Raw genomic sequence first — 19,889 nt, 5'->3', positions numbered from 1 at the left:
GTTACACCTGCAAACTCCACCGTTACGTAGCGAAAGCCCCGTAGGACGGCCTCGCGTCCTGGTGAATTGCGTTGGTCAGGGCCGGTTTTTGACCGTTGGTCCGCTGTCCAGGCCGCTTTTGGCGGCGTTCGCGACTATAGCAGCAATGATTAAGTGCTTCAATTCCATAAAAAATTGTTATCATCCGCGCCATGACGACGACTACCCCCCCGACTCCAGGCGTACAACTGCTTGAGGTCTCGCCGGAATATGCCGGCCAGCGCATTGATAATTTCCTTCTCGCCCGACTCAAAGGCGTGCCCAAGACCTTGATTTACCGCATTTTGCGCAAGGGCGAAGTGCGCGTGAACAAGGGTCGGATCAAGCCCGAGTACAAGCTGCAGGCGGGCGATATCGTGCGCGTGCCGCCGGTTCGCGTGCCCGAGCGCGACGAGCCGGTACCGCTGGCACAAGGCCTGCTGCAGCGGCTCGAAGCCTCGATTGTCTTCGAAGACAAGGCGCTGATCGTGATCAACAAGCCTTGCGGCATCGCCGTTCACGGCGGCAGCGGCTTGAATTACGGTGTCATCGAAGCCTTTCGTCAGTTGCGTCCCGATTGCAAGGAGCTCGAACTGGTTCATCGTCTTGACCGCGACACCTCCGGCTTGCTGATGATCGCCAAGAAACGCAGCATGCTGCGTCACCTGCACACAGCCTTGCGCGGTGATGGCGTTGATAAGCGCTATATGGCGCTGGTTCGCGGTAACTGGGCGTCCTCGATCAAGCAAGTCCGAGCGGCGCTCGGCAAGAGCAATCTGCGCTCCGGTGAGCGTATGGTCGAGGTCGACGAGGAGGAGGGCAAGGAGTCTGTGACCGTGTTCAAGGTCCTGCGTCGCTTTGGCGACTTTGCCACCCTGGTTGAAGCCAGGCCGATCACCGGCCGCACTCACCAGATCCGTGTCCACACGTTGCACGCCGGGCACTGCATTGCCGGCGACACCAAGTATGGCGATGACGATTTCAGTAAGGAAATCCGTGATCTGGGCGGCAAGCGCCTGTTCCTGCACGCCTACATGTTGACCGTGCCGCTCCCCGATGGCGGCGAACTGAAGCTGCAAGCGCCGGTCGACGATATGTGGGCCAAAACCGTGGAGCGATTGAGTGCGCCCATCTGATTACAAACTGCTGATCTTTGATTGGGACGGCACCCTGGCCGACTCCATTGGCCGAATTGTCGAGGCGATGCACGTTGCCTCCCGGCGTTCCGGTTTTGAGCTGCGCGATGATCTGGCCGTCAAGGGGATCATCGGCCTGGGCTTGCCGGAAGCGATCCGCACCCTGTACCCCGAAATCGACGATGCCGGGCTGATCGCGTTCCGCGAGCACTATGCCGAGCATTACATTGCGTCGGAGGCTGTGCCTTCGCCGCTGTTCGAGGGTGTGGTCGAATCGCTCGAGGCGTTTCGTGCCGAGGGCTATCATCTGGCTGTGGCGACCGGCAAGGCCCGTCGCGGGCTGGATCGGGTGTTGAAGTCCCATGGCTGGGAGAACTACTTCGATATCACTCGCGCCGCCGACGAGACCGCCAGCAAGCCCCATCCGCTGATGCTCGAGCAGATCCTCGCCCATTGCGAGGTTCGCCCGGAGCAGGCGTTGATGGTCGGTGATTCGTCCTTCGATTTGCAGATGGCACGCAACGCCGGCATGGGTTCGGTGGCCGTCAGTTATGGTGCTCAATCGATCGATGCGTTGAAGTTGTATGAGCCGCGACTGGCCATCGACCGTTTTTCAGAATTGCATGCCTGGCTGAGTCAGCGGGCTTAACCGGTTGTTTTTGGGGTGGATGGCATGGCCGACGAATGGAAGGCGCCCGCCAAGGCGAGCGCAGAGAGCGGTGACGACAAGAGCTGGAAGCTGCTGGAAAAAACGCTGCTGGCTGGCGTGCAGGAGCAGCGCCGGTCCCGTCGCTGGGGGATATTCTTCAAATTACTGACTTTTGTGTATCTGTTCGGCGCAATTGCCCTGTTTTCGCCACTGATGGATATGGAGAAGGCCGCTACCCTCAGTGCCAATTACACGGCGCTGATTGATGTGACGGGCATGATTGCCGACAAGGAATCGGCCAGCGCAGACAATATCGTTGGCAGCCTGCGCGCGGCTTTCGAGGACAAGAAAGTCAAGGGCGTCATCCTGCGCATCAACAGCCCGGGCGGCAGTCCGGTGCAGTCGGGTTATGTCTATGACGAGATCCGTCGTCTGCGTGGCCTGCACCCGGATATCAAACTCTATGCGGTCATTTCCGATCTGGGGGCTTCCGGCGCTTACTACATCGCCAGCGCGGCAGATCAGATCTACGCCGACAAGGCGAGCCTGGTCGGCTCCATCGGTGTGACGGCAGCCGGTTATGGTTTTGTCGGCACCATGGAGAAGCTGGGCGTCGAGCGGCGCACCTACACCTCTGGCGAGCACAAGTCGTTCCTCGATCCGTTCCAGCCGCAGAAGCCGGAAGAAACCGTTTTCTGGCAGGGCGTGCTCGATACGACCCACAAGCAGTTCATCAGCAGCGTCAAGCAGGGGCGTGGCGATCGCCTGAAGGACAAGGAGCATCCGGAGCTGTTCTCCGGCCTGGTCTGGTCCGGTGAGCAGGCGTTGCCGCTGGGGTTGATCGATGGGTTGGGCAATGCCAGTTCGGTTGCACGGGATGTGATCGGCGAGAAAGAGCTGGTGGACTTCACCGTTCAGGAGTCGCCATTCGATCGCTTCTCGAAAAAACTCGGTGCCAGCGTGGCTGAGCATTTGGCGATGTGGATGGGCTTTAACGGTCCGTCGTTGCGCTGATCCGGCCTTGGGTCAAAAGATCGCAGCCTGCGGCAGCTCCTACGCTAATTCGTGTGGGGGCTGCCGCAGGCTGCGATCTTTTGCTTTCAGGGGATTTGCACGCCTTCGGCCAGCAACATGTCGATCAGGCGAATCAGTGGCAGGCCGATCAGGCTGGTGGCGTCAGGGCCCTCGGTGCTGCGAAACAGGCTGACCCCCAGGCCTTCGGCCTTGAAGCTGCCTGCGCAGTCGTAGGGTTGCTCTGCGTGCAGGTAGCGTTCGATGCGGGTTGCGTCGAGTGTGCGCATGTGTACGGTGAACGGCACGCAATCGACCTGGCAGTACCCGGTCTGGCTGTTGAGCAGGGCCAGGCCGGTCAGGAACGTCACGCTGGCACCGCTGGCGGCCAGCAGTTGTTCGTGGGCCTTTTCGAAGGTGTGAGGCTTGCCGATAATCCGCTCTCCCAGCACGGCGACCTGGTCGGAGCCGATTATCAGATGAGCGGTATGGCTGTCGGCCAGGGCGCGCGCTTTCTCTTCGGCGAGGCGCTTGACCAGCTCGATGGCGGACTCGCCCGGGCGATGGCTTTCATCGATATCCGGCGAGCTGCAAGTGAAAGGCAGCTGCAGGCGGGTCAGCAATTCCCGGCGATAGGCCGAGCTGGAAGCGAGTAATAAAGGCAGCATGCGCAACTCCATAAGGCGTGTGCGAATTCTAGCGAGGCTTCCAAGTGACGGACAGGGCTGAATTTCCTTTGACATGGGCGGGGGCATCCCTATAATGCTGCGCCTATGTTGAATGACCCGATTCCACCTCACGTTGACCCGCGCAAATTGGCTGATCGTGGCACCACCCTTCAAGGTGAAATGCTGCTGGCCGATTTGGAGAGACTCTGCGACCCGCTTTCCGACAATGTCGGTACGGTGCAGGCTAAATTCGTTTTTGAACGAGATGAACGTAAATCTGTGGTCATCCACAGCTTTATCGACACTGAGGTCAAAATGGTTTGCCAGCGTTGTCTTGAGCTGGTCACCCTGCCGATCCACAGCGAATGCAGTTACGCTGTGGTGAAGGAGGGTGCGAATACCCAGTCGTTGCCGAAAGGTTATGACGTGCTGGAACTGGGCGAAGATCCTTTGGATCTGCAGTCACTGATCGAGGAGGAGCTTCTGCTCGCCTTGCCCATTGTGCCTGCTCATCATCCGGAAGAATGCCAGCAGCCGGCGGGTCTCGATGAGCCCGAACCGAGCGAGGACGAGGTAACGCGGTCCAACCCGTTCAGTGTATTGGCGCAGTTAAAGCGTGACCCAAACGTTTAGGAGTTAATCAATTATGGCTGTTCAGCAGAACAAAAAATCCCGCTCTGCCCGTGACATGCGCCGTTCGCACGACGCTCTCGAGGCTAGCACCCTGTCTGTAGAAAAAACCACCGGTGAAGTTCACCTGCGTCACCACGTATCGCCAGAAGGCGTATACCGTGGCCGTAAAGTGATCGACAAGGGCGCTGACGAGTAATCACTTGTCCGCTCAAGTCATCGCGATTGACGCAATGGGCGGGGACTTCGGTCCCCGCAGCATTGTCCAGGCCAGCCTTGCTTGCCTGTCTGCTACGCCCTCGCTGCACCTGACCCTCGTCGGTCAACCCTCCCTTCTTGAAGAATTGATCGCTGGCCATCCGGCTGTGGATCGCGCGCGCCTGTCGATTGCCCCGGCGAGCGAAGTCATCACAATGGACGAGAAGCCGGCCCAGGCCCTGCGTGGCAAACCCGACTCGTCGATGCGCGTGGCGCTTGAGTTGTTGCGTGACGGCAAGGTCCAGGCCTGTGTCAGTGCCGGCAATACCGGTGCGCTGATGGCGTTGTCGCGGTTCGTGCTCAAGACCCTGCCGGGCATTGACCGCCCGGCCATGGTGGCGGCGATTCCGACACAAAAGGGTTACTGCCAATTGCTCGACCTGGGCGCCAACGTCGATTGCAGTGCCGAGCATCTGCTGCAGTTTGCGGTCATGGGCTCGGTTGCGGCTGAGACCCTGGGTATCGCGCGTCCTCGGGTGGCGTTGCTGAACATCGGCACCGAAGACATCAAGGGCAATCAACAGGTCAAGTTGGCAGCGACTTTGTTGCAAGGCGCCCGTGGCATCAATTACATCGGCTTTATCGAGGGCGACGGTTTGTACCGTGGCGAAGCGGATGTGGTGGTGTGTGACGGTTTTGTCGGCAACATCCTGCTCAAGTCCAGCGAAGGTCTGGCGACCATGATTGCCGGGCGCATCGAGGCGTTGTTCAGGAAGAACGTGGCCTCTCGCGTGGTTGGCGCACTGGCGCTGCCCTTGATGAAGCGCCTGCAGGCCGATCTGGCGCCTGCCCGACACAACGGCGCGAGCTTTCTCGGCTTGCAGGGTATTGTGGTGAAAAGCCACGGTTCTGCAGGGGTCCATGGGTTTCAGAGTGCCATTGAGCGCGCCTTGATCGAGATTCAGGAGAATCTTCCCGAGCGCCTGCACGGTCGTCTGGAGGATTTGTTGCTTTAGGCGTTTTCGTCGGACAATGCTTAAATGTGACCGCTTGGTTCGATGGGCCATCCAACTGTCAGTTTCTTGCGTCCCCGAAGTGGGGCGCCAACTCTCCGACGACAAGATCATTAGGGGCTTGTTACATGTCTGCTTCCCTCGCATTCGTCTTTCCAGGACAGGGTTCGCAGTCCCTCGGCATGCTGGCCGAGCTGGGCGCGCAACATCCGGTTGTCCTTGAAACATTCAAAGAAGCTTCCGATGCACTGGGTTACGACCTGTGGGCACTGACCCAGCAAGGGCCGGAAGAGCAACTCAATCAAACCGATAAAACCCAGCCGGCCATTCTGACCGCCTCTATCGCCTTGTGGCGTCTGTGGCTGGCTGAAGGTGGCGCACGCCCGGCCTACGTTGCCGGGCACAGCCTGGGTGAATACAGCGCGCTGGTCGCGGCAGGCAGCCTGAGCCTGGGCGACGCGGTGAAACTCGTCGAGCGTCGTGGCCAGTTGATGCAGGAAGCCGTTCCGGCTGGGCAGGGCGGCATGGCCGCTATCCTGGGCCTGGACGATGCCGACGTACTGGCAGCCTGTGCCGAAGCGGCGCAAGGCGAAGTGGTCAGCGCGGTCAATTTCAACTCGCCGGGCCAGGTGGTCATCGCCGGTGCCAAGGCTGCCGTCGAGCGCGCCATCGAAGGCTGCAAGGCGCGTGGTGCCAAGCGCGCCATGCCGCTGCCGGTCAGTGTGCCGTCGCACTGCGAGCTGATGCGTCCGGCTGCCGAACGTTTCGCCGAATCGATCGCTGCGATCGACTGGCAGGCGCCGCAGATTCCCGTGGTACAGAACGTCAGTGCCCAGGTGCCGGCCGATCTGGAAACCCTCAAGCGCGATCTGCTCGAACAACTGTACAAGCCAGTACGCTGGGTTGAATCGGTCCAGGCGCTGGCCGCCAAAGGCGCGACCAACCTGGTCGAGTGTGGCCCGGGCAAAGTGCTCGCCGGTCTGAACAAACGTTGCGCCGAAGGCGTGTCGACATCCAACCTCAATACCCCAGACGCTTTCGCTGCCGCCCGTGCAGCGTTGGCCTGAATCAGGAGAAGCTTGCATGAGTCTGCAAGGTAAAGTTGCACTGGTCACCGGTGCAAGCCGTGGCATAGGCCAGGCCATCGCCCTGGAACTGGGGCGTCAGGGCGCTATCGTTGTGGGTACCGCGACCTCCGCGTCGGGTGCTGAGCGCATCGCCGCGACCCTGAAGGAAAACGGTATCCAGGGCACAGGCCTGGAACTCAATGTCACCAGCGACGAGTCCGTGGCAAGTGTTCTGGCGAGCATTCAGGAGCAGTTCGGTGCGCCGGCAATTCTGGTCAATAATGCCGGTATCACCCGCGATAACCTGATGATGCGCATGAAAGACGACGAGTGGCACGACGTTGTCGATACCAATCTGAACAGTCTGTTCCGCCTGTCCAAGGGCGTTTTGCGCGGCATGACCAAAGCTCGTTGGGGCCGAATTATCAGTATTGGCTCGGTTGTGGGTGCCATGGGCAACGCAGGCCAAGTAAACTACGCTGCCGCCAAGGCCGGCCTGGAAGGTTTCAGCCGTGCTCTGGCGCGTGAAGTCGGTTCGCGTTCGATTACGGTAAACTCGGTGGCCCCTGGGTTCATCGATACCGATATGACCCGTGAACTGCCCGAGGCACAGCGTGAAGCCTTGCAGACGCAGATTCCGCTGGGTCGTCTGGGGCAGGCTCAAGAGATCGCGTCCGTGGTCGCTTTTCTTGCGTCGGACGGTGCGGCTTACGTTACCGGAGCTACAATCCCGGTGAACGGCGGGATGTACATGTAATTCAAATGTGACGGATTGCTTCAAAAAAATGTCATACGAGCTGTCTAAAATCCGTTATAAAGCTGCAATCTATTTATAGGCAGAGGGTCACCGGGTACGAGGAGTGAAGCTTTCAGTTGAAAAGCTGAAAAGTCTTTCTATACACTTACCCACTGGCCAGCTGCCTGAATTTGTCCATTAGGAGTGAAAACAAGGTATGAGCACCATCGAAGAGCGCGTCAAGAAAATCGTTGCTGAGCAACTGGGCGTTAAAGAAGAAGAAGTGGTCAACACTGCTTCCTTCGTTGAAGACCTGGGTGCCGACTCCCTTGACACCGTTGAGCTGGTGATGGCTCTGGAAGAGGAATTCGAGACCGAAATCCCTGACGAAGAAGCCGAGAAGATCACTACTGTACAAGCTGCAATCGACTACGTTACTAGCCACCAGGCGTAATAGTTTGTAATCGTTGCTCGCTGTCATGGAAAAACCGCACTGCCATCAAGGCGTGCGGTTTTTTCTTTAGGCCTGATGCAAAGTCGTCATTTGAAAAAAGGAGAGTGCTGTGTCGCGTAGACGCGTCGTAGTCACCGGTATGGGTATGTTGTCGCCACTGGGCACGGATGTGCCGAGCAGCTGGCAGGGCATTCTGGCTGGCCGTAGTGGCATTGGTCTGATCGAACACGCCGACCTTTCTGCCTATTCCACCCGTTTTGGCGGCTCGGTAAAGGACTTCAATGTCGAGGAATACCTCTCGGTCAAGGAAGCCCGCAAGCTCGACCTGTTCATTCAGTACGGTCTGGCCGCAGGTTTTCAGGCGGTACGCAATTCCGGTCTGGAAGTCACCGACGCCAACCGTGAGCGTATCGGCGTGGCCATGGGCTCGGGTATTGGCGGTCTGACCAATATCGAAGAAACCGCCCGCACGCTGCACGAGACCGGCCCGCGACGGATCTCTCCGTTCTTCGTGCCAGGCTCGATCATCAATATGATTTCCGGTTTCCTGTCCATCCACCTCGGTGCACAGGGACCCAACTACGCCATCGCCACGGCCTGTACCACCGGTACCCACTGCATTGGCATGGCGGCCCGCAACATCATGTACGACGAAGCCGACGTGATGATTGCCGGCGGCGCCGAGATGGCGGCCTGCGGTCTGGGCATGGGCGGCTTCGGTGCCTCCCGCGCGCTGTCGACCCGCAACGATGAGCCGACCCGCGCCAGCCGTCCATGGGACAAGGGCCGCGATGGCTTTGTATTGTCCAATGGTGCCGGCGCGCTGGTATTGGAAGAACTCGAGCACGCCAAGGCCCGCGGCGCGACCATCTATGCCGAGCTGATCGGCTTCGGCACCAGTGGCGACGCTTACCACATGACCTCGCCGCCAGCTGATGGCGCGGGTGCTGCGCGCTGCATCACCAATGCACTGCGCGATGCCAAAATCAATGGCGATCAAGTGCAGTACATCAACGCCCACGGCACCTCGACTCCGGCAGGCGACCTGGCCGAAGTCAATGCGATCAAGTCGGTGTTCGGCGAGCACGCCTACAAGCTGGCCGTCAGTTCCACCAAGTCCATGACCGGCCACCTGCTGGGGGCGGCGGGCGCGGTCGAGGCGATCTTCAGCGTGCTGGCGATCAACGGCCAGGTGGCGCCGCCGACCATTAACCTCGATGAGCCGGATGAAGGCTGCGACCTCGATTTCGTGCCGCACACGGCGCGCAACATGGATATCGATGTGGTCGTTTCCAACTCCTTCGGTTTTGGTGGCACCAACGGCTCGCTGGTGTTCCGCCGGTTCGCAGGCTGATGGACAGCTGGGTCGACGGTCAGCCGGCTGACGCTTTGTCGCTGAAGGATCGCGGCCTGGCTTATGGCGATGGTCTGTTCGAGACCATCGCCGTGCGCAGTGGTCAGCCCGTGTTGCTGGACCGGCATCTGTCGCGTCTGGCGGATGGCTGCTCACGCCTGGCGATAACCGCCGAGCATGAGCTGATCCGCAGCGAACTGTTGGCCTACGCCGCGGCACTGGGTGACGGGGTGCTCAAACTCATTCTCACCCGTGGCGACGGACTGCGCGGTTACGCCCCGGATCCTTCGGCCCAGGCCCGACGCATTCTGCAAGGCAATCCACCGGCGGCTTACCCTGGGGTCCACGGTGAGCAGGGTGTTCGTCTGTTTCCCTGCGTCACGCGATTGTCCAGGCAGCCATTACTGGCCGGCCTCAAGCACCTGAATCGTCTTGAGCAAGTCCTCGCCCGTGCCGAATGGCAGGACAGCGAGCATGCCGAAGGCTTGATGCTCGATCAGGCCGGGCGCGTGATTGAAGGCGTGTTCAGCAACTTGTTCCTGGTGCGTGATGGCGTGCTCATCACTGCCGACCTCAAGCGCTGCGGCGTGGCAGGCGTGATGCGTGCCGAAATATTGTTTCAGGCCAAGTCGCTGGGAATCCCCACGCAAATCACCGATATCCCCCTCGAGCAGCTGCAATGGGCTGACGAAGTCTTTGTCTGCAACAGCGTGTATGGTATCTGGCCGGTGCGCGCCTATGCTGCTCTTCACTGGCCGGTTGGGCCGCTCACCCGTAAACTCCAAACCATTGCCCGTGTGCTACTGGATGCTTGATACGTGAGACGTAAACTCTTGCTGCTGCTGGAAACCGGAGTGGTTCTGGCGGGGCTGCTGATGGGTGCTTCTGCCTGGAAGATTCATTCGGCGCTGGTACAGCCGCTGAACATTGCCCAGGAACAATTGCTGGATGTGCCCAAGGGCACCACGCCGACCCGCACCTTCTACCGACTCGAAGCCAATGGCGTCATCAAGGACGCATTCTGGCTGCGGGTGTATTGGCGCTTCAACCTGGCCAAACAACCTCTGCACAGCGGGGAATACCGCATTCAACCTGGCATGACCGTCGAAGGCCTGATCGATCTGTGGAAACGCGGGGAAATGGTTCAATACAGCCTGACCCTGGTCGAAGGCTGGAATTTTCGTCAGGTCCGCGCAGCGCTGGCCAAGGAAGAAAAACTCGATCATAGCCTCGACGGTTTGAGCGATAGCCAGGTCATGGACAAGCTCGGCCACACCGGGATTTTTCCGGAAGGGCGCTTCTTCCCTGACACTTATCGTTACGTAAGGGGCATGTCCGATGTCGAGGTGCTGAAAACCGCTTACGACCGCCTCGATGAAGTGCTCGCCAAGGAGTGGGAGAAGCGCGCTGCAGATACGCCGTACACCGAACCCTACCAGGCGCTGATCATGGCTTCGCTGGTGGAAAAGGAAACCGGTGTGCCACAGGAACGCGGACAGATTGCCGGCGTGTTTGTGCGCCGCATGGCGATAGGCATGCTGCTGCAGACCGATCCGACAGTGATCTACGGCCTCGGCGACCGCTACAGCGGCAAGCTGACCCGGGCTCACCTCAAGGAATCGACGCCCTATAACACCTACATGAATGCGGGCCTGCCGCCGACCCCGATTTCCATGGTCGGTCGCGAAGCCATCCATGCGGCACTCAATCCGGTGGAGGGCAACAGCCTTTACTTCGTGGCGCGTGGTGATGGCACTCACGTGTTCTCCGACGACCTGGATGCCCACAACAATGCCGTGAAGGAGTTCCAGATCAAGCGTCGCGCCGATTACCGCTCCAGCCCGGCACCCACTGCCACGCCAGAGACATCGCCGACCGATACTGAACAAAACGGTACGCAGGAGGCCAAGGCTTCGCAGGAACAAACACCGATTCCGGCCGCTTCACCGAATACGGCTCCCGAGGCGCTGCCGCAAGTGCCGGCGCAAGAACCTGCGCCAACCCCCGAAACGCCCGAACTCGATGCCAACGCACCGAAAAGCTCGCAATGACTCTGACTAAGGACTGCCTGTGACCGGCTTGTTTATTACTCTGGAAGGCCCCGAAGGCGCCGGCAAGAGCACCAATCGCGAATACCTGGCCGAGCGCCTGCGCGCCGCCGGCATCGAGGTGGTGCTGACCCGCGAGCCGGGTGGCACGCCGTTGGCCGAGCGCATCCGTGACGTGCTGCTGGCTCCGGTCGATGAAGTCATGAACCCGGACACCGAGCTGCTGCTGGTGTTCGCGGCGCGTGCCCAGCACCTGGCCGAGGTGATTCGCCCGGCGCTGGCTCGCGGTGCCGTGGTCTTGTGTGATCGTTTCACCGATTCGACATACGCCTACCAGGGTGGCGGTCGGGGCTTGTCGCTGGAACGCATCGCGACCCTGGAAGCCTTCGTCCAGGGCGATCTGCGCCCGGACCTGACACTGATTTTCGATCTGCCTGTCGAGGTCGGCCTGGCCCGCGCCAGCGCTCGTGGTCGTCTGGATCGCTTCGAGCTTGAAGGCCGGACCTTTTTCGATGCCGTGCGCAGTGCCTTTCTCGAGCGCGCCAAGGCGGATCCGGCGCGTTATGTGCTGGTCGATGCTGCCCAGCCGTTGGCAAAGGTCCAGCAATCGCTGGATGCCTTGCTGCCGCGCCTGCTGGAGTTGAACCGTGGCTGAGGCCTACCCGTGGCAGGAAGCCCTCTGGCAGCAACTGGCCGGTCGCGCCCAGCATGCGCACGCCTACCTGCTGCATGGCCCGGCGGGGATCGGCAAGCGGGCACTGGCCGAGCGCTTGATGGCCAGCTTGCTGTGCCAGCGCCCGAACGCACTGGAGGCCTGTGGCGAATGCAAATCATGCCTGCTGCTCAAGGCTGGCAGCCACCCGGATAACTACATCCTGGAGCCCGAAGAAGCCGACAAGGCGATCAAGGTCGACCAGGTTCGCGACCTGGTCGGTTTCGTGGTGCAGACCGCGCAGTTGGGCGGGCGCAAGGTGGTGCTGATCGAGCCGGTCGAGTCGATGAACATCAACGCCGCCAACGCCTTGCTCAAAAGCCTTGAAGAACCGTCCGGCGATACCGTCCTGTTGCTGGTCAGCCATCAGCCGAGCCGCTTGTTGCCAACCATCAAGAGTCGCTGCGTGCAGCAGGCCTGTCCGCTACCGGGCGAGGCCATGAGTTTGAAATGGCTGGCCCAGGCGCTGCCGGAGTGTTCCGAAGACGAGCGCGTCGAACTGCTCACGCTGGCCGCCGGTTCGCCGCTGGCGGCGGTCAACCTCCAGGGGCAGGGCGTGCGTGAACAGCGCGCGCACGTGGTGGAAGGGGTGAAAAAACTCCTCAAGCAACAGCAGTCGCCGACGCAACTGGCCGAAGAATGGAAAAACATTCCGATGTTGCGCCTGTTCGACTGGTTCTGCGATTGGTCGAGCCTGATCCTGCGCTATCAGTTGACCCAGGACGAAGCCGGCCTCGGCCTGACCGACATGCGCAAGGTCGTGCAATACCTGGCGCAGAAAAGCGCCCAGGGCAAAGTCCTCGATATCCAGGACTGGATCCTCGCCCAGCGGCAGAAAGTCCTGAGCAAGGCCAACCTCAATCCGGCCTTGCTGCTGGAGGCATTGCTGGTGCAATGGGCGTCGTTGCCTGCCCAGCGATGACCGTCTGCGCCTAAACTCTGAGTATCGGTACATCCGACCGTCCCACCCATTCGATACAAGTTGCAGCCCCTTATGCTCGTAGATTCCCATTGTCACCTTGATCGCCTCGACCTGACCACCCACGACGGCTCCCTGGATGCTGCCCTTGATGCAGCCCGGCAGCGCGGGGTAGGGCACTTTCTGTGTATCGGTGTCACCGCGGACAACGCGGCCGACGTCAAGGCCCTGGCCGAACGTTATGACGACGTCGACTGCTCGGTGGGCGTACACCCGCTGGATGTGCAGCCGGGTGCCGCGCCGGCGCTGGACTGGCTGTTGCAGGAACTCAATCACCCGCGGGTGGTGGCGATCGGCGAAACCGGCCTGGACTATCACTACGAACCGGAAGCGGCAGAGTTGCAGCAGGAGTCCTTCCGACTGCATCTGCAAGCGGCGCAACAGACCGGCAAACCGGTGATCATCCACACCCGTGGCGCCCGCGCCGATACCCTGGACTTGCTGCGTGAAGCAGCGCTGCCCCAGGCGGGCGTATTGCATTGCTTTACCGAAGACTGGGAGATGGCGAAGGCCGCGCTGGACATGGGCTATTACATTTCCCTGTCCGGGATTGTCACTTTTCGCAATGCCGATGCGTTGCGCGATGTGGCCAGCAAGGTGCCGGCCGAGCGATTGCTGGTGGAAACCGACTCGCCGTACCTGGCGCCGATTCCCTATCGCGGCAAGCCAAACCTGCCGCAGTACGTGCGTGAAGTTGCGGAATTTCTGGCAATGTTGCGTGGTGAGCCCTACGAGCGGTTTGCCGAGCAAACCACGGCGAATTTCAAGCGACTGTTCCCGCTGGCACACGTAAAAGGTTAAATCGCAGGCAAAAAAAACCCGGGTTCTGGGGGGTGAATCCGGGTTAAGACCATTAGGAGTAAAACAATGGCACGCGGTCCGTTGGTACCAATATCGGCGTGACACTTGGGGGAGATGCCCCGCCGACAGTTCAAGTATTGATCAGGATTGCGCCTCGTCCAGTTTAGCGGCACGGGTTTTTAAACAAATTTGGAATACGTGCGCTTCGGAAGAGTTCTCATCACCCTGTAAACGTACGCGGAATGACCAGAAAGCGCAGATATGGTCGGATGATCCGTGCATTTTTGCGCAAGTTAGGCATAATACGCGGCTTCGAATTTTGACCCCGACAGACCTTTTCTTATGCATAAAGAACCTCGTAAGGTCCGTGAATTCCGTCGCCGCGAGCAGGAAATTCTCGATACCGCGCTCAAGCTGTTCCTCGAACAAGGTGAAGACAGTGTCACCGTCGAGATGATTGCTGATGCCGTCGGTATCGGTAAAGGCACGATCTACAAGCACTTCAAATCCAAGGCGGAAATCTATCTGCGCCTGATGCTCGACTACGAGCGCGATTTGAACGCTCTTCTGCATTCGGCCGATGTCGACAAGGACAAGGAAGCCCTGTCCCGGGCCTACTTCGAATTCCGCATGCGCGATCCACAACGCTATCGCCTGTTCGACCGCCTCGAAGAGAAAGTGGTCAAGGGCAACCAGGTGCCGGAGATGATCGAGGAGCTGCACAAGATCCGTGCCTCGAACTTCGAACGCCTGACCCTGCTGATCAAGGGGCGGATCAGCGAAGGCAAGCTGGAAGACGTGCCGCCTTACTTCCACTACTGCGCGTCCTGGGCGCTGGTGCACGGTGCCGTCGCGCTGTATCACTCGCCGTTCTGGAGCAATGTGCTGGAAGATCAGGAAGGTTTCTTCCAGTTCCTGATGGACATCGGCGTGCGCATGGGCAACAAGCGCAAGCGTGACACCGACACTTCCGGCAGCTGAGCCATTCAGTTGCTTTATTGCGCCATGATTTCGCTACATGGCGCAGTACCGCAGGAATATACTCAGGTAGAGGACTTGCTAAAACTTGATTTCTGAGTCAAGTTTTAGCGGCCCGATATTCTTCCGCCGGAGTGACCATGATCGTTGACCGTCAAGGCAGGCGTTTTCGCAACTTGCGAATCAGTCTGACCTCAGCCTGCAATTACGCCTGTACCTACTGCGTGCCCAATGGCAAGCGGCTGGTGGCTGCGCAGGATGAATTGTCGGCCGAAGCCATGGCGCGCGGCGTGGCTTATCTGATTGATGCAGCGGGCATCGAGCGTCTGCGCATTACCGGCGGCGAGCCGCTGGTCAGCCCGAAACTCGAAGCGTTCATGACGGCGGTCGGACAGATGGGCCTGGAAGACATCAGCCTGACCACCAATGGCCAGTTGCTGGCGAAGAAACTGCCGCTGCTGGTGAACGCCGGCATTCGGCGCCTCAACGTTTCCCTCGATACCCTCGACGCCAGTGCGTTCCGCGGCATTGCCCGGGGCGGCGACCTGGCCACCGTGCTCGACGGCATGAACGAGGCCAGTGCGGCCGGCATGAAGATCAAGGTCAACATGGTGCCGCTGCGCGGACAGAACCTCGATCAAGTGATGCCGCTGCTCGACTACTGCCTGGAGCGCGGTTATGAACTGCGCTTTATCGAGCTGATGCGCATGGGCCATCTGGCCAACGACTCCAATGCCTTTTTGCAACAGTTCGTCAGCCTCCAGCAATTGCTGAGCCTGATCGGCGAGCGCTACGAATATCTGCAAGCCGACGCGCCCGTCGATGCGACAGCGGTGCGCTATGAAATTCCGGGGCAAGGCCATTTCGGCGTGATCGCCAACGAAAGTGTGCCGTTCTGCCGTACTTGCTCGCGCCTTCGTTTATCTTCCACCGGGTGGCTGCATGGCTGCCTGTCGTCGAGCAATCGCCATTACATCGGCGATCTGCTGGACAAGCCGCGCCATCAGGCGCTGCCGGCCTTGCAGCGGCTGCTGGTGAAAGCCTTGGGGGACAAGCAGGAAGTGGCGTTCTCCGGTGGTGCGACTGTCATGAAGATTATCGGCGGTTGATCCTTCGCAATCGCGAGCAAGCTCGCTCCCACAGGGGATCGCATATCATCTGTGGGAGCGAGCTTGCTCGCGATTCGGTCTGTCAGATGCTGATGTGAATGAGCTGGCGCAAAAGCTGCATCCTACGGCCATTCGCCGGTTTTCCGACACCGGCCTCTGGAGGATAGGATGCGTAGCCTGGTTTTGCTGCTGGCCGTTTTGGCACTTGGTGGCTGCATGAACGTCAGCGATATGGCCGAAGGGACTCGTTACCATATGAGCGATGCGGGGTTGCTCGACCACAGTGACAGCCGTCGTGTAAACAACCTGCGCATTCAGCCGGACTCGTTCGTCTACATCGCCCAGGGCGCTTTCATGCCGCCGGGCAGCACCGTTTACCCGCGGCCCAATGTGATTGCCGAAGTCGCGTTCGATGGCTTCGTCGAATACTTTCCGATGGTCCGCCGTGCCCGCACGCCGGAAGGCCTCGACCAGGCCATGGGCGAGGCCCGTGCCGCCGGTGCGCACTATCTGCTTTACACCCGGTTTGCCCAGTCTGACGACCGTATCGGCAACTCGGACGAGTGGCTGGACCAGGAAGCTCTGGATCGTCTCGGCATCGACAGCGGTATGATTCAGATCATGTTGATCGAGACCAGCACCCAGTATTTGATTGATACTGCAACCATCAAGAGTCGTGGCGGTTTACTGACGTTCCACGATAAAAAACCCGAAGACCTGATGGGCCCGCCGCTGGAGCAATACGCGCGCAGCCTGCTGGGGCTCAGTGACCAGTAATCCCGAGGAGAACGCCATGAGTGGCCCGCAAAAAGCCAACGACCTGCTGGGGCAAATCCCCAAGACCAAAGGCTTGCCGCCGGTGCACCTGTGGAATCCCGATTTCTGTGGCGACATCGACATGCGCATCGCCCGGGACGGCACCTGGTATTACCTGGGCACGCCGATCGGGCGCAAGCCGATGGTCAAACTGTTCTCCACCATCATTCGCCGCGACGGCGATGATTATTTCCTGATCACTCCGGTGGAAAAGGTCGGCATCAAGGTCGACGATGCGCCGTTCGTGGCGATTGCAGTGGACGTGGAAGGCGAGGGCGAGGCGCAGCTGTTGCGCTTTACCACCAACGTCGATGAAACCACCGAGGCCGGCGCCGATCATCCGATGCGTGTGGTCATCGACCCGGTAACGCAAGAGCCGGCCCCTTACGTGCATGTGCGTAGCAATCTTGAAGCCTTGATCCATCGCAACGTGTTCTATCAATTGGTGGAGCTGGCGGTGAGTCGCGAGATCGACGGCCAGCGCTGGCTCGGTGTATGGAGTGGCGGCGAGTTCTTCCCCATCGGGCTTGAGCCTTGAAAAGATCGCAGCCTGCGGCAGCTCCTACAGGGGAATGTGGACTCCTGTAGGAGCTGCCGCAGGCTGCGATCTTTTTTATTTGACATCCAATCGTATGATGATTAGCGTGAGCTTCCATCACGTACGGCTTTGAGGTGTCCATGTCCAGCAGCTTTCATGCATCGACGGTTGACTGGTTGGGTTGCTGGCTCGCCACGGGGCAGGTCAAGCCGGGTGAGTCACTCAAGGTCGAAGCCGACCTCGGCGAACAACTCGGCGTGAGCCGCACGGTCATCCGTGAAGCCATCAAGACCCTGGTTGCCAAAGGCATGCTCGAGGTCGGGCCGAAAGTCGGCACGCGGGTTTTGCCGGTGCGGCGCTGGAACCTCTTCGATCCACAAGTCGTCGGCTGGCTGTCGCGCAGCGGCTTGCCGGAAAACTTCGTCGACGATCTGCTCGACCTGCGCCGCACCATCGAACCGATGGCCGTGCGCTGGGCCTGCGAGCGCGCAACCGGCGAACAGGTGAACGCGATCCTGTTGGCCTGCAATGCGCTGGAACGGGCGGTGGACAGCGGCATCGATTACAACCGTGCCGACCAGTTCTTCCACGAGTGCATCCTCGCCGCCAGCCACAACCAATTCATCGAACAAATGGTTCCCGCCCTCGGTGCGTTGCTGGCGGTGGCCTTTGAAGTGTCCGCCGCCGACCCGGATGAACTGCGTCGCACCCTGCCGATTCACCGGGACCTGGCCGAGGCTATCGCGGCCCGGGATACCGCCCGGGGTGTCTGGGCCTGCATGACCCTGATCGACAACGCGGACTTGGCGATCAAGCGTTACTACCCGCAAGTCATGGCGGATAAAAAGGCCAGCTGACAACGAAAATCCCCACATAAAAACAAGAACAATGCAGGAGGTTTCATGGCGTGGACCGCGGTGACCGAACATCGGGCACAACTGGGCGAAGGCCCGTTCTGGGATGCCCCCACCCAAGCCCTGTACTGGGTGGATATCGCCGGCAGACAGGCGCTGCGATTGATCGGTGCCAACGTGCAGATATGGCAGATGCCGGAGCACGTGTCGGCGTTCATTCCCTGTGAGAGCGGCGACGCCTTGGTGACATTGAGCAGCGGCGTGTATCGCCTCGATCTCGATTCACCCGGCCTGGCGCCGCGCCTGACATTGTTTTGCGTGGCCGATCCGCAACCGGGCAATCGCCCCAACGAAGCCCGCTGCGACGCCCAGGGCCTGCTCTGGCTCGGCACCATGCAAAACAACATCGGCGTAAACGGCGAAGACCTGCCCATCGTCCGTCGTTCCGGTGGGTTGTTCCGCATCGATCGCGACGGGCGGGTTGCGCCGTTGCTGCGCAATCTGGGCATTCCCAACACGCTGCTGTGGAGCGATGACGCCACCAGCGTGTATTTCGGCGACAGCCTCGACGGCACCTTGTATCGACATTTCATCCGTACCGACGGTGCCCTCGATGCGCCGCAGGTCTGGTTTGGTCCGCACGGGCGTGGCGGCCCGGACGGTTCGGCGATAGATGCCGAAGGTTTTATCTGGAATGCCCGTTGGGACGGCAGCTGCCTGCTCAGGTTGAGCCCGGACGGCAAGGTCGATCGAATCATCGAGCTGCCGGTCAGTCGCCCCACCAGCTGTGTGTTTGGCGGTGCAGACCTGAAAACCCTGTACATCACCAGCGCGGCGAGTCCGCTGGGCCATCCGTTGGACGGGGCGGTGTTGTCGATCCCGGTAGATGTGCCCGGGAAGCACTGTACTCGCTTCGCTGGGTAAATCCCAAAATATGGGATGTAAATATATATATTGAGATTTTCTGCGTGCCGGGTTTATAGTCGGCCCCACCAGTTACATGCACTCACACTTAAAAAAACAAAACAGGTGAAGTGATGCAGCGAAGTTTCCCCGTGTTCCCTTGCGGAGCCAGTGCCTCAGGGCGTTTCCGAGCTGAAACGTTTTCGCACTCACCTGTTTCCTACCCAGCGCCTTTTGACCGGACATCGACAGATGCCCGGTTTTCGTCGTGTCTTCGAACAGGAGTCTTGATCCATGGCTGAACCACTGTCATTGCCACCAGTGCCCGAACCGCCCAAGGGCGAACGCCTGAAAGGCAAGGTCGTATTGCTGACCGGTGCCGCCCAGGGGATTGGCGAAGCGATTGTGGCGACCTTCGCGTCCCAGCAGGCCGGGCTGATCATCAGCGACATTCAGGCCGAGAAAGTCGAGAAGGTCGCGGCGCACTGGCGGGACCAGGGCGCCGATGTGGTGGCAATAAAAGCTGACGTGTCGCGTCAGCAGGATCTGCACGCCATGGCCCGGCTGGCGATCGACCTGCACGGCCGGATCGACGTGCTGGTCAACTGCGCCGGGGTCAACGTGTTTCGCGATCCGCTGGAAATGACCGAAGAAGACTGGCGTCGTTGCTTCGCCATCGACCTCGATGGCGCCTGGTACGGTTGCAAGGCAGTGCTGCCGCAGATGATCGAGCAGGGCATCGGCAGCATCATCAATATCGCATCCACCCATTCCACCCACATCATTCCGGGGTGCTTCCCGTACCCGGTGGCCAAGCATGGCCTGCTCGGCCTGACCCGTGCGCTGGGCATCGAATATGCGCCCAAGGGTGTGCGCGTCAACGCGATCGCGCCGGGCTACATCGAAACCCAGTTGAACGTCGATTACTGGAACGGTTTTGCCGACCCCCACGCCGAACGCCAGCGCGCGTTCGACTTGCACCCGCCGCGCCGCATCGGGCAGCCGATCGAAGTGGCAATGACCGCCGTGTTCCTGGCCAGTGATGAAGCACCGTTCATCAATGCCTCGTGCATCACCGTCGATGGTGGTCGCTCGGTGATGTACCACGACTGAGTGATCGGGCTTTCAGGCGCCTTGGTACGCCTGAAATCCAATCATCATACGATATGACTATTGGCGGTGTGTTTTTACTGCCCGCTGGTTAACAAAGAACGCTT

At 60.1% G+C, this 19,889-nt stretch carries 23 protein-coding genes; 22 read left to right on the top strand and 1 reads right to left on the bottom strand.

The window, feature by feature from the left end; all coding sequences use genetic code 11:
• Positions 1-191: 191 nt before the first annotated feature.
• The 3 genes from rluC to AB4O40_RS10085 are packed head-to-tail and all read left to right on the top strand — an operon-like array spanning position 192 to position 2,817.
• Complete coding sequence (gene rluC / locus AB4O40_RS10095; RefSeq protein ID WP_056727225.1) at positions 192-1,154, top strand: 23S rRNA pseudouridine(955/2504/2580) synthase RluC; 963 nt, start codon at positions 192-194, stop codon at positions 1,152-1,154.
• Complete coding sequence (locus AB4O40_RS10090) at positions 1,141-1,803, top strand: HAD-IA family hydrolase (RefSeq protein WP_056727224.1); 663 nt, start codon at positions 1,141-1,143, stop codon at positions 1,801-1,803. Before rluC ends, AB4O40_RS10090 begins: the two co-directional genes overlap by 14 nt.
• Positions 1,804-1,827: 24 nt before the next feature.
• Complete coding sequence (locus tag AB4O40_RS10085; protein WP_223541064.1) at positions 1,828-2,817, top strand: S49 family peptidase; 990 nt, start codon at positions 1,828-1,830, stop codon at positions 2,815-2,817.
• A gap of 86 nt (positions 2,818-2,903) precedes the next feature.
• Here AB4O40_RS10085 and AB4O40_RS10080 read toward each other — a convergent pair whose 3' ends face one another.
• Entirely contained in the window at positions 2,904-3,482 is a 579-nt protein-coding gene (locus AB4O40_RS10080) for a Maf family protein (protein WP_223541065.1), read from the bottom strand.
• 105 nt (positions 3,483-3,587) lie between these two features.
• On the opposite strand from AB4O40_RS10080, the gene AB4O40_RS10075 reads away from it, so the two are divergent.
• The 19 genes from AB4O40_RS10075 to AB4O40_RS09985 all read left to right on the top strand — a co-directional run bounded on the left by AB4O40_RS10075 (position 3,588) and on the right by AB4O40_RS09985 (position 19,785).
• Positions 3,588-4,115, top strand: coding sequence for a YceD family protein (locus AB4O40_RS10075; RefSeq protein ID WP_008050439.1), 528 nt, complete (start codon positions 3,588-3,590; stop codon positions 4,113-4,115).
• Between the two features lie 13 nt (positions 4,116-4,128).
• Positions 4,129-4,311: a 50S ribosomal protein L32 gene (gene rpmF / locus AB4O40_RS10070; protein ID WP_003179396.1), complete on the top strand. Its 183-nt coding sequence runs from the start codon at positions 4,129-4,131 to the stop codon at positions 4,309-4,311.
• 4 nt (positions 4,312-4,315) lie between these two features.
• On the top strand, positions 4,316-5,326 hold the full coding sequence (gene plsX, locus AB4O40_RS10065) for a phosphate acyltransferase PlsX (protein ID WP_460054712.1): 1,011 nt from the start codon (positions 4,316-4,318) through the stop codon (positions 5,324-5,326).
• A gap of 125 nt (positions 5,327-5,451) precedes the next feature.
• The gene (fabD, locus tag AB4O40_RS10060) at positions 5,452-6,390 is read left to right on the top strand and encodes an ACP S-malonyltransferase (RefSeq protein ID WP_008050436.1); all 939 of its coding nucleotides are present in this window, start codon (positions 5,452-5,454) and stop codon (positions 6,388-6,390) included.
• A 16-nt stretch (positions 6,391-6,406) separates the two neighbouring features.
• Complete coding sequence (fabG, locus tag AB4O40_RS10055) at positions 6,407-7,147, top strand: 3-oxoacyl-ACP reductase FabG (RefSeq protein ID WP_007987168.1); 741 nt, start codon at positions 6,407-6,409, stop codon at positions 7,145-7,147.
• A 196-nt stretch (positions 7,148-7,343) separates the two neighbouring features.
• Positions 7,344-7,580 (top strand): acyl carrier protein, encoded by a 237-nt coding sequence (acpP, locus tag AB4O40_RS10050; protein ID WP_003175607.1) that lies wholly within the window; start codon positions 7,344-7,346, stop codon positions 7,578-7,580.
• Positions 7,581-7,689: 109 nt separating this feature from the next.
• Positions 7,690-8,934 (top strand): beta-ketoacyl-ACP synthase II, encoded by a 1,245-nt coding sequence (gene fabF / locus AB4O40_RS10045; RefSeq protein WP_056727219.1) that lies wholly within the window; start codon positions 7,690-7,692, stop codon positions 8,932-8,934.
• Positions 8,934-9,749 carry an aminodeoxychorismate lyase gene (gene pabC, locus AB4O40_RS10040; RefSeq protein WP_223541066.1) on the top strand — a complete coding sequence of 272 codons (816 nt, stop codon included), beginning with the start codon at positions 8,934-8,936 and terminating at the stop codon, positions 9,747-9,749. Before fabF ends, pabC begins: the two co-directional genes overlap by 1 nt.
• A gap of 3 nt (positions 9,750-9,752) precedes the next feature.
• Positions 9,753-10,985 (top strand): endolytic transglycosylase MltG, encoded by a 1,233-nt coding sequence (mltG, locus tag AB4O40_RS10035; protein ID WP_056727217.1) that lies wholly within the window; start codon positions 9,753-9,755, stop codon positions 10,983-10,985.
• Between the two features lie 19 nt (positions 10,986-11,004).
• A complete protein-coding gene (tmk, locus tag AB4O40_RS10030) occupies positions 11,005-11,637 on the top strand; it encodes a dTMP kinase (RefSeq protein WP_056727216.1) in 633 nt (210 codons plus the stop codon).
• Entirely contained in the window at positions 11,630-12,616 is a 987-nt protein-coding gene (locus tag AB4O40_RS10025; protein ID WP_056727215.1) for a DNA polymerase III subunit delta', read from the top strand. Before tmk ends, AB4O40_RS10025 begins: the two co-directional genes overlap by 8 nt.
• Before the next feature lie 72 nt (positions 12,617-12,688).
• Positions 12,689-13,474, top strand: a complete 786-nt coding sequence (locus tag AB4O40_RS10020) for a TatD family hydrolase (protein WP_460054720.1) — start codon at positions 12,689-12,691, stop codon at positions 13,472-13,474.
• A gap of 342 nt (positions 13,475-13,816) precedes the next feature.
• Complete coding sequence (locus tag AB4O40_RS10015; RefSeq protein ID WP_007977040.1) at positions 13,817-14,455, top strand: TetR/AcrR family transcriptional regulator; 639 nt, start codon at positions 13,817-13,819, stop codon at positions 14,453-14,455.
• A gap of 137 nt (positions 14,456-14,592) precedes the next feature.
• Positions 14,593-15,561 (top strand): GTP 3',8-cyclase MoaA, encoded by a 969-nt coding sequence (locus AB4O40_RS10010; protein ID WP_409078927.1) that lies wholly within the window; start codon positions 14,593-14,595, stop codon positions 15,559-15,561.
• Positions 15,562-15,729: 168 nt separating this feature from the next.
• Complete coding sequence (locus AB4O40_RS10005; RefSeq protein WP_460054723.1) at positions 15,730-16,338, top strand: DUF4823 domain-containing protein; 609 nt, start codon at positions 15,730-15,732, stop codon at positions 16,336-16,338.
• A 16-nt stretch (positions 16,339-16,354) separates the two neighbouring features.
• The gene (locus AB4O40_RS10000) at positions 16,355-16,915 is read left to right on the top strand and encodes a DUF1285 domain-containing protein (protein ID WP_460054726.1); all 561 of its coding nucleotides are present in this window, start codon (positions 16,355-16,357) and stop codon (positions 16,913-16,915) included.
• A gap of 140 nt (positions 16,916-17,055) precedes the next feature.
• Positions 17,056-17,772: a FadR/GntR family transcriptional regulator gene (locus tag AB4O40_RS09995; protein ID WP_056727210.1), complete on the top strand. Its 717-nt coding sequence runs from the start codon at positions 17,056-17,058 to the stop codon at positions 17,770-17,772.
• Positions 17,773-17,817: 45 nt separating this feature from the next.
• On the top strand, positions 17,818-18,693 hold the full coding sequence (locus AB4O40_RS09990; RefSeq protein WP_414917629.1) for an SMP-30/gluconolactonase/LRE family protein: 876 nt from the start codon (positions 17,818-17,820) through the stop codon (positions 18,691-18,693).
• A 273-nt stretch (positions 18,694-18,966) separates the two neighbouring features.
• Entirely contained in the window at positions 18,967-19,785 is an 819-nt protein-coding gene (locus tag AB4O40_RS09985; RefSeq protein ID WP_460054730.1) for an SDR family oxidoreductase, read from the top strand.
• Positions 19,786-19,889: the final 104 nt, after the last annotated feature.

The sequence above is a fragment of the Pseudomonas sp. S2_F07 genome (assembly GCF_054668325.1).
This window is presented reverse-complemented; position numbering and strand designations above follow the sequence as displayed.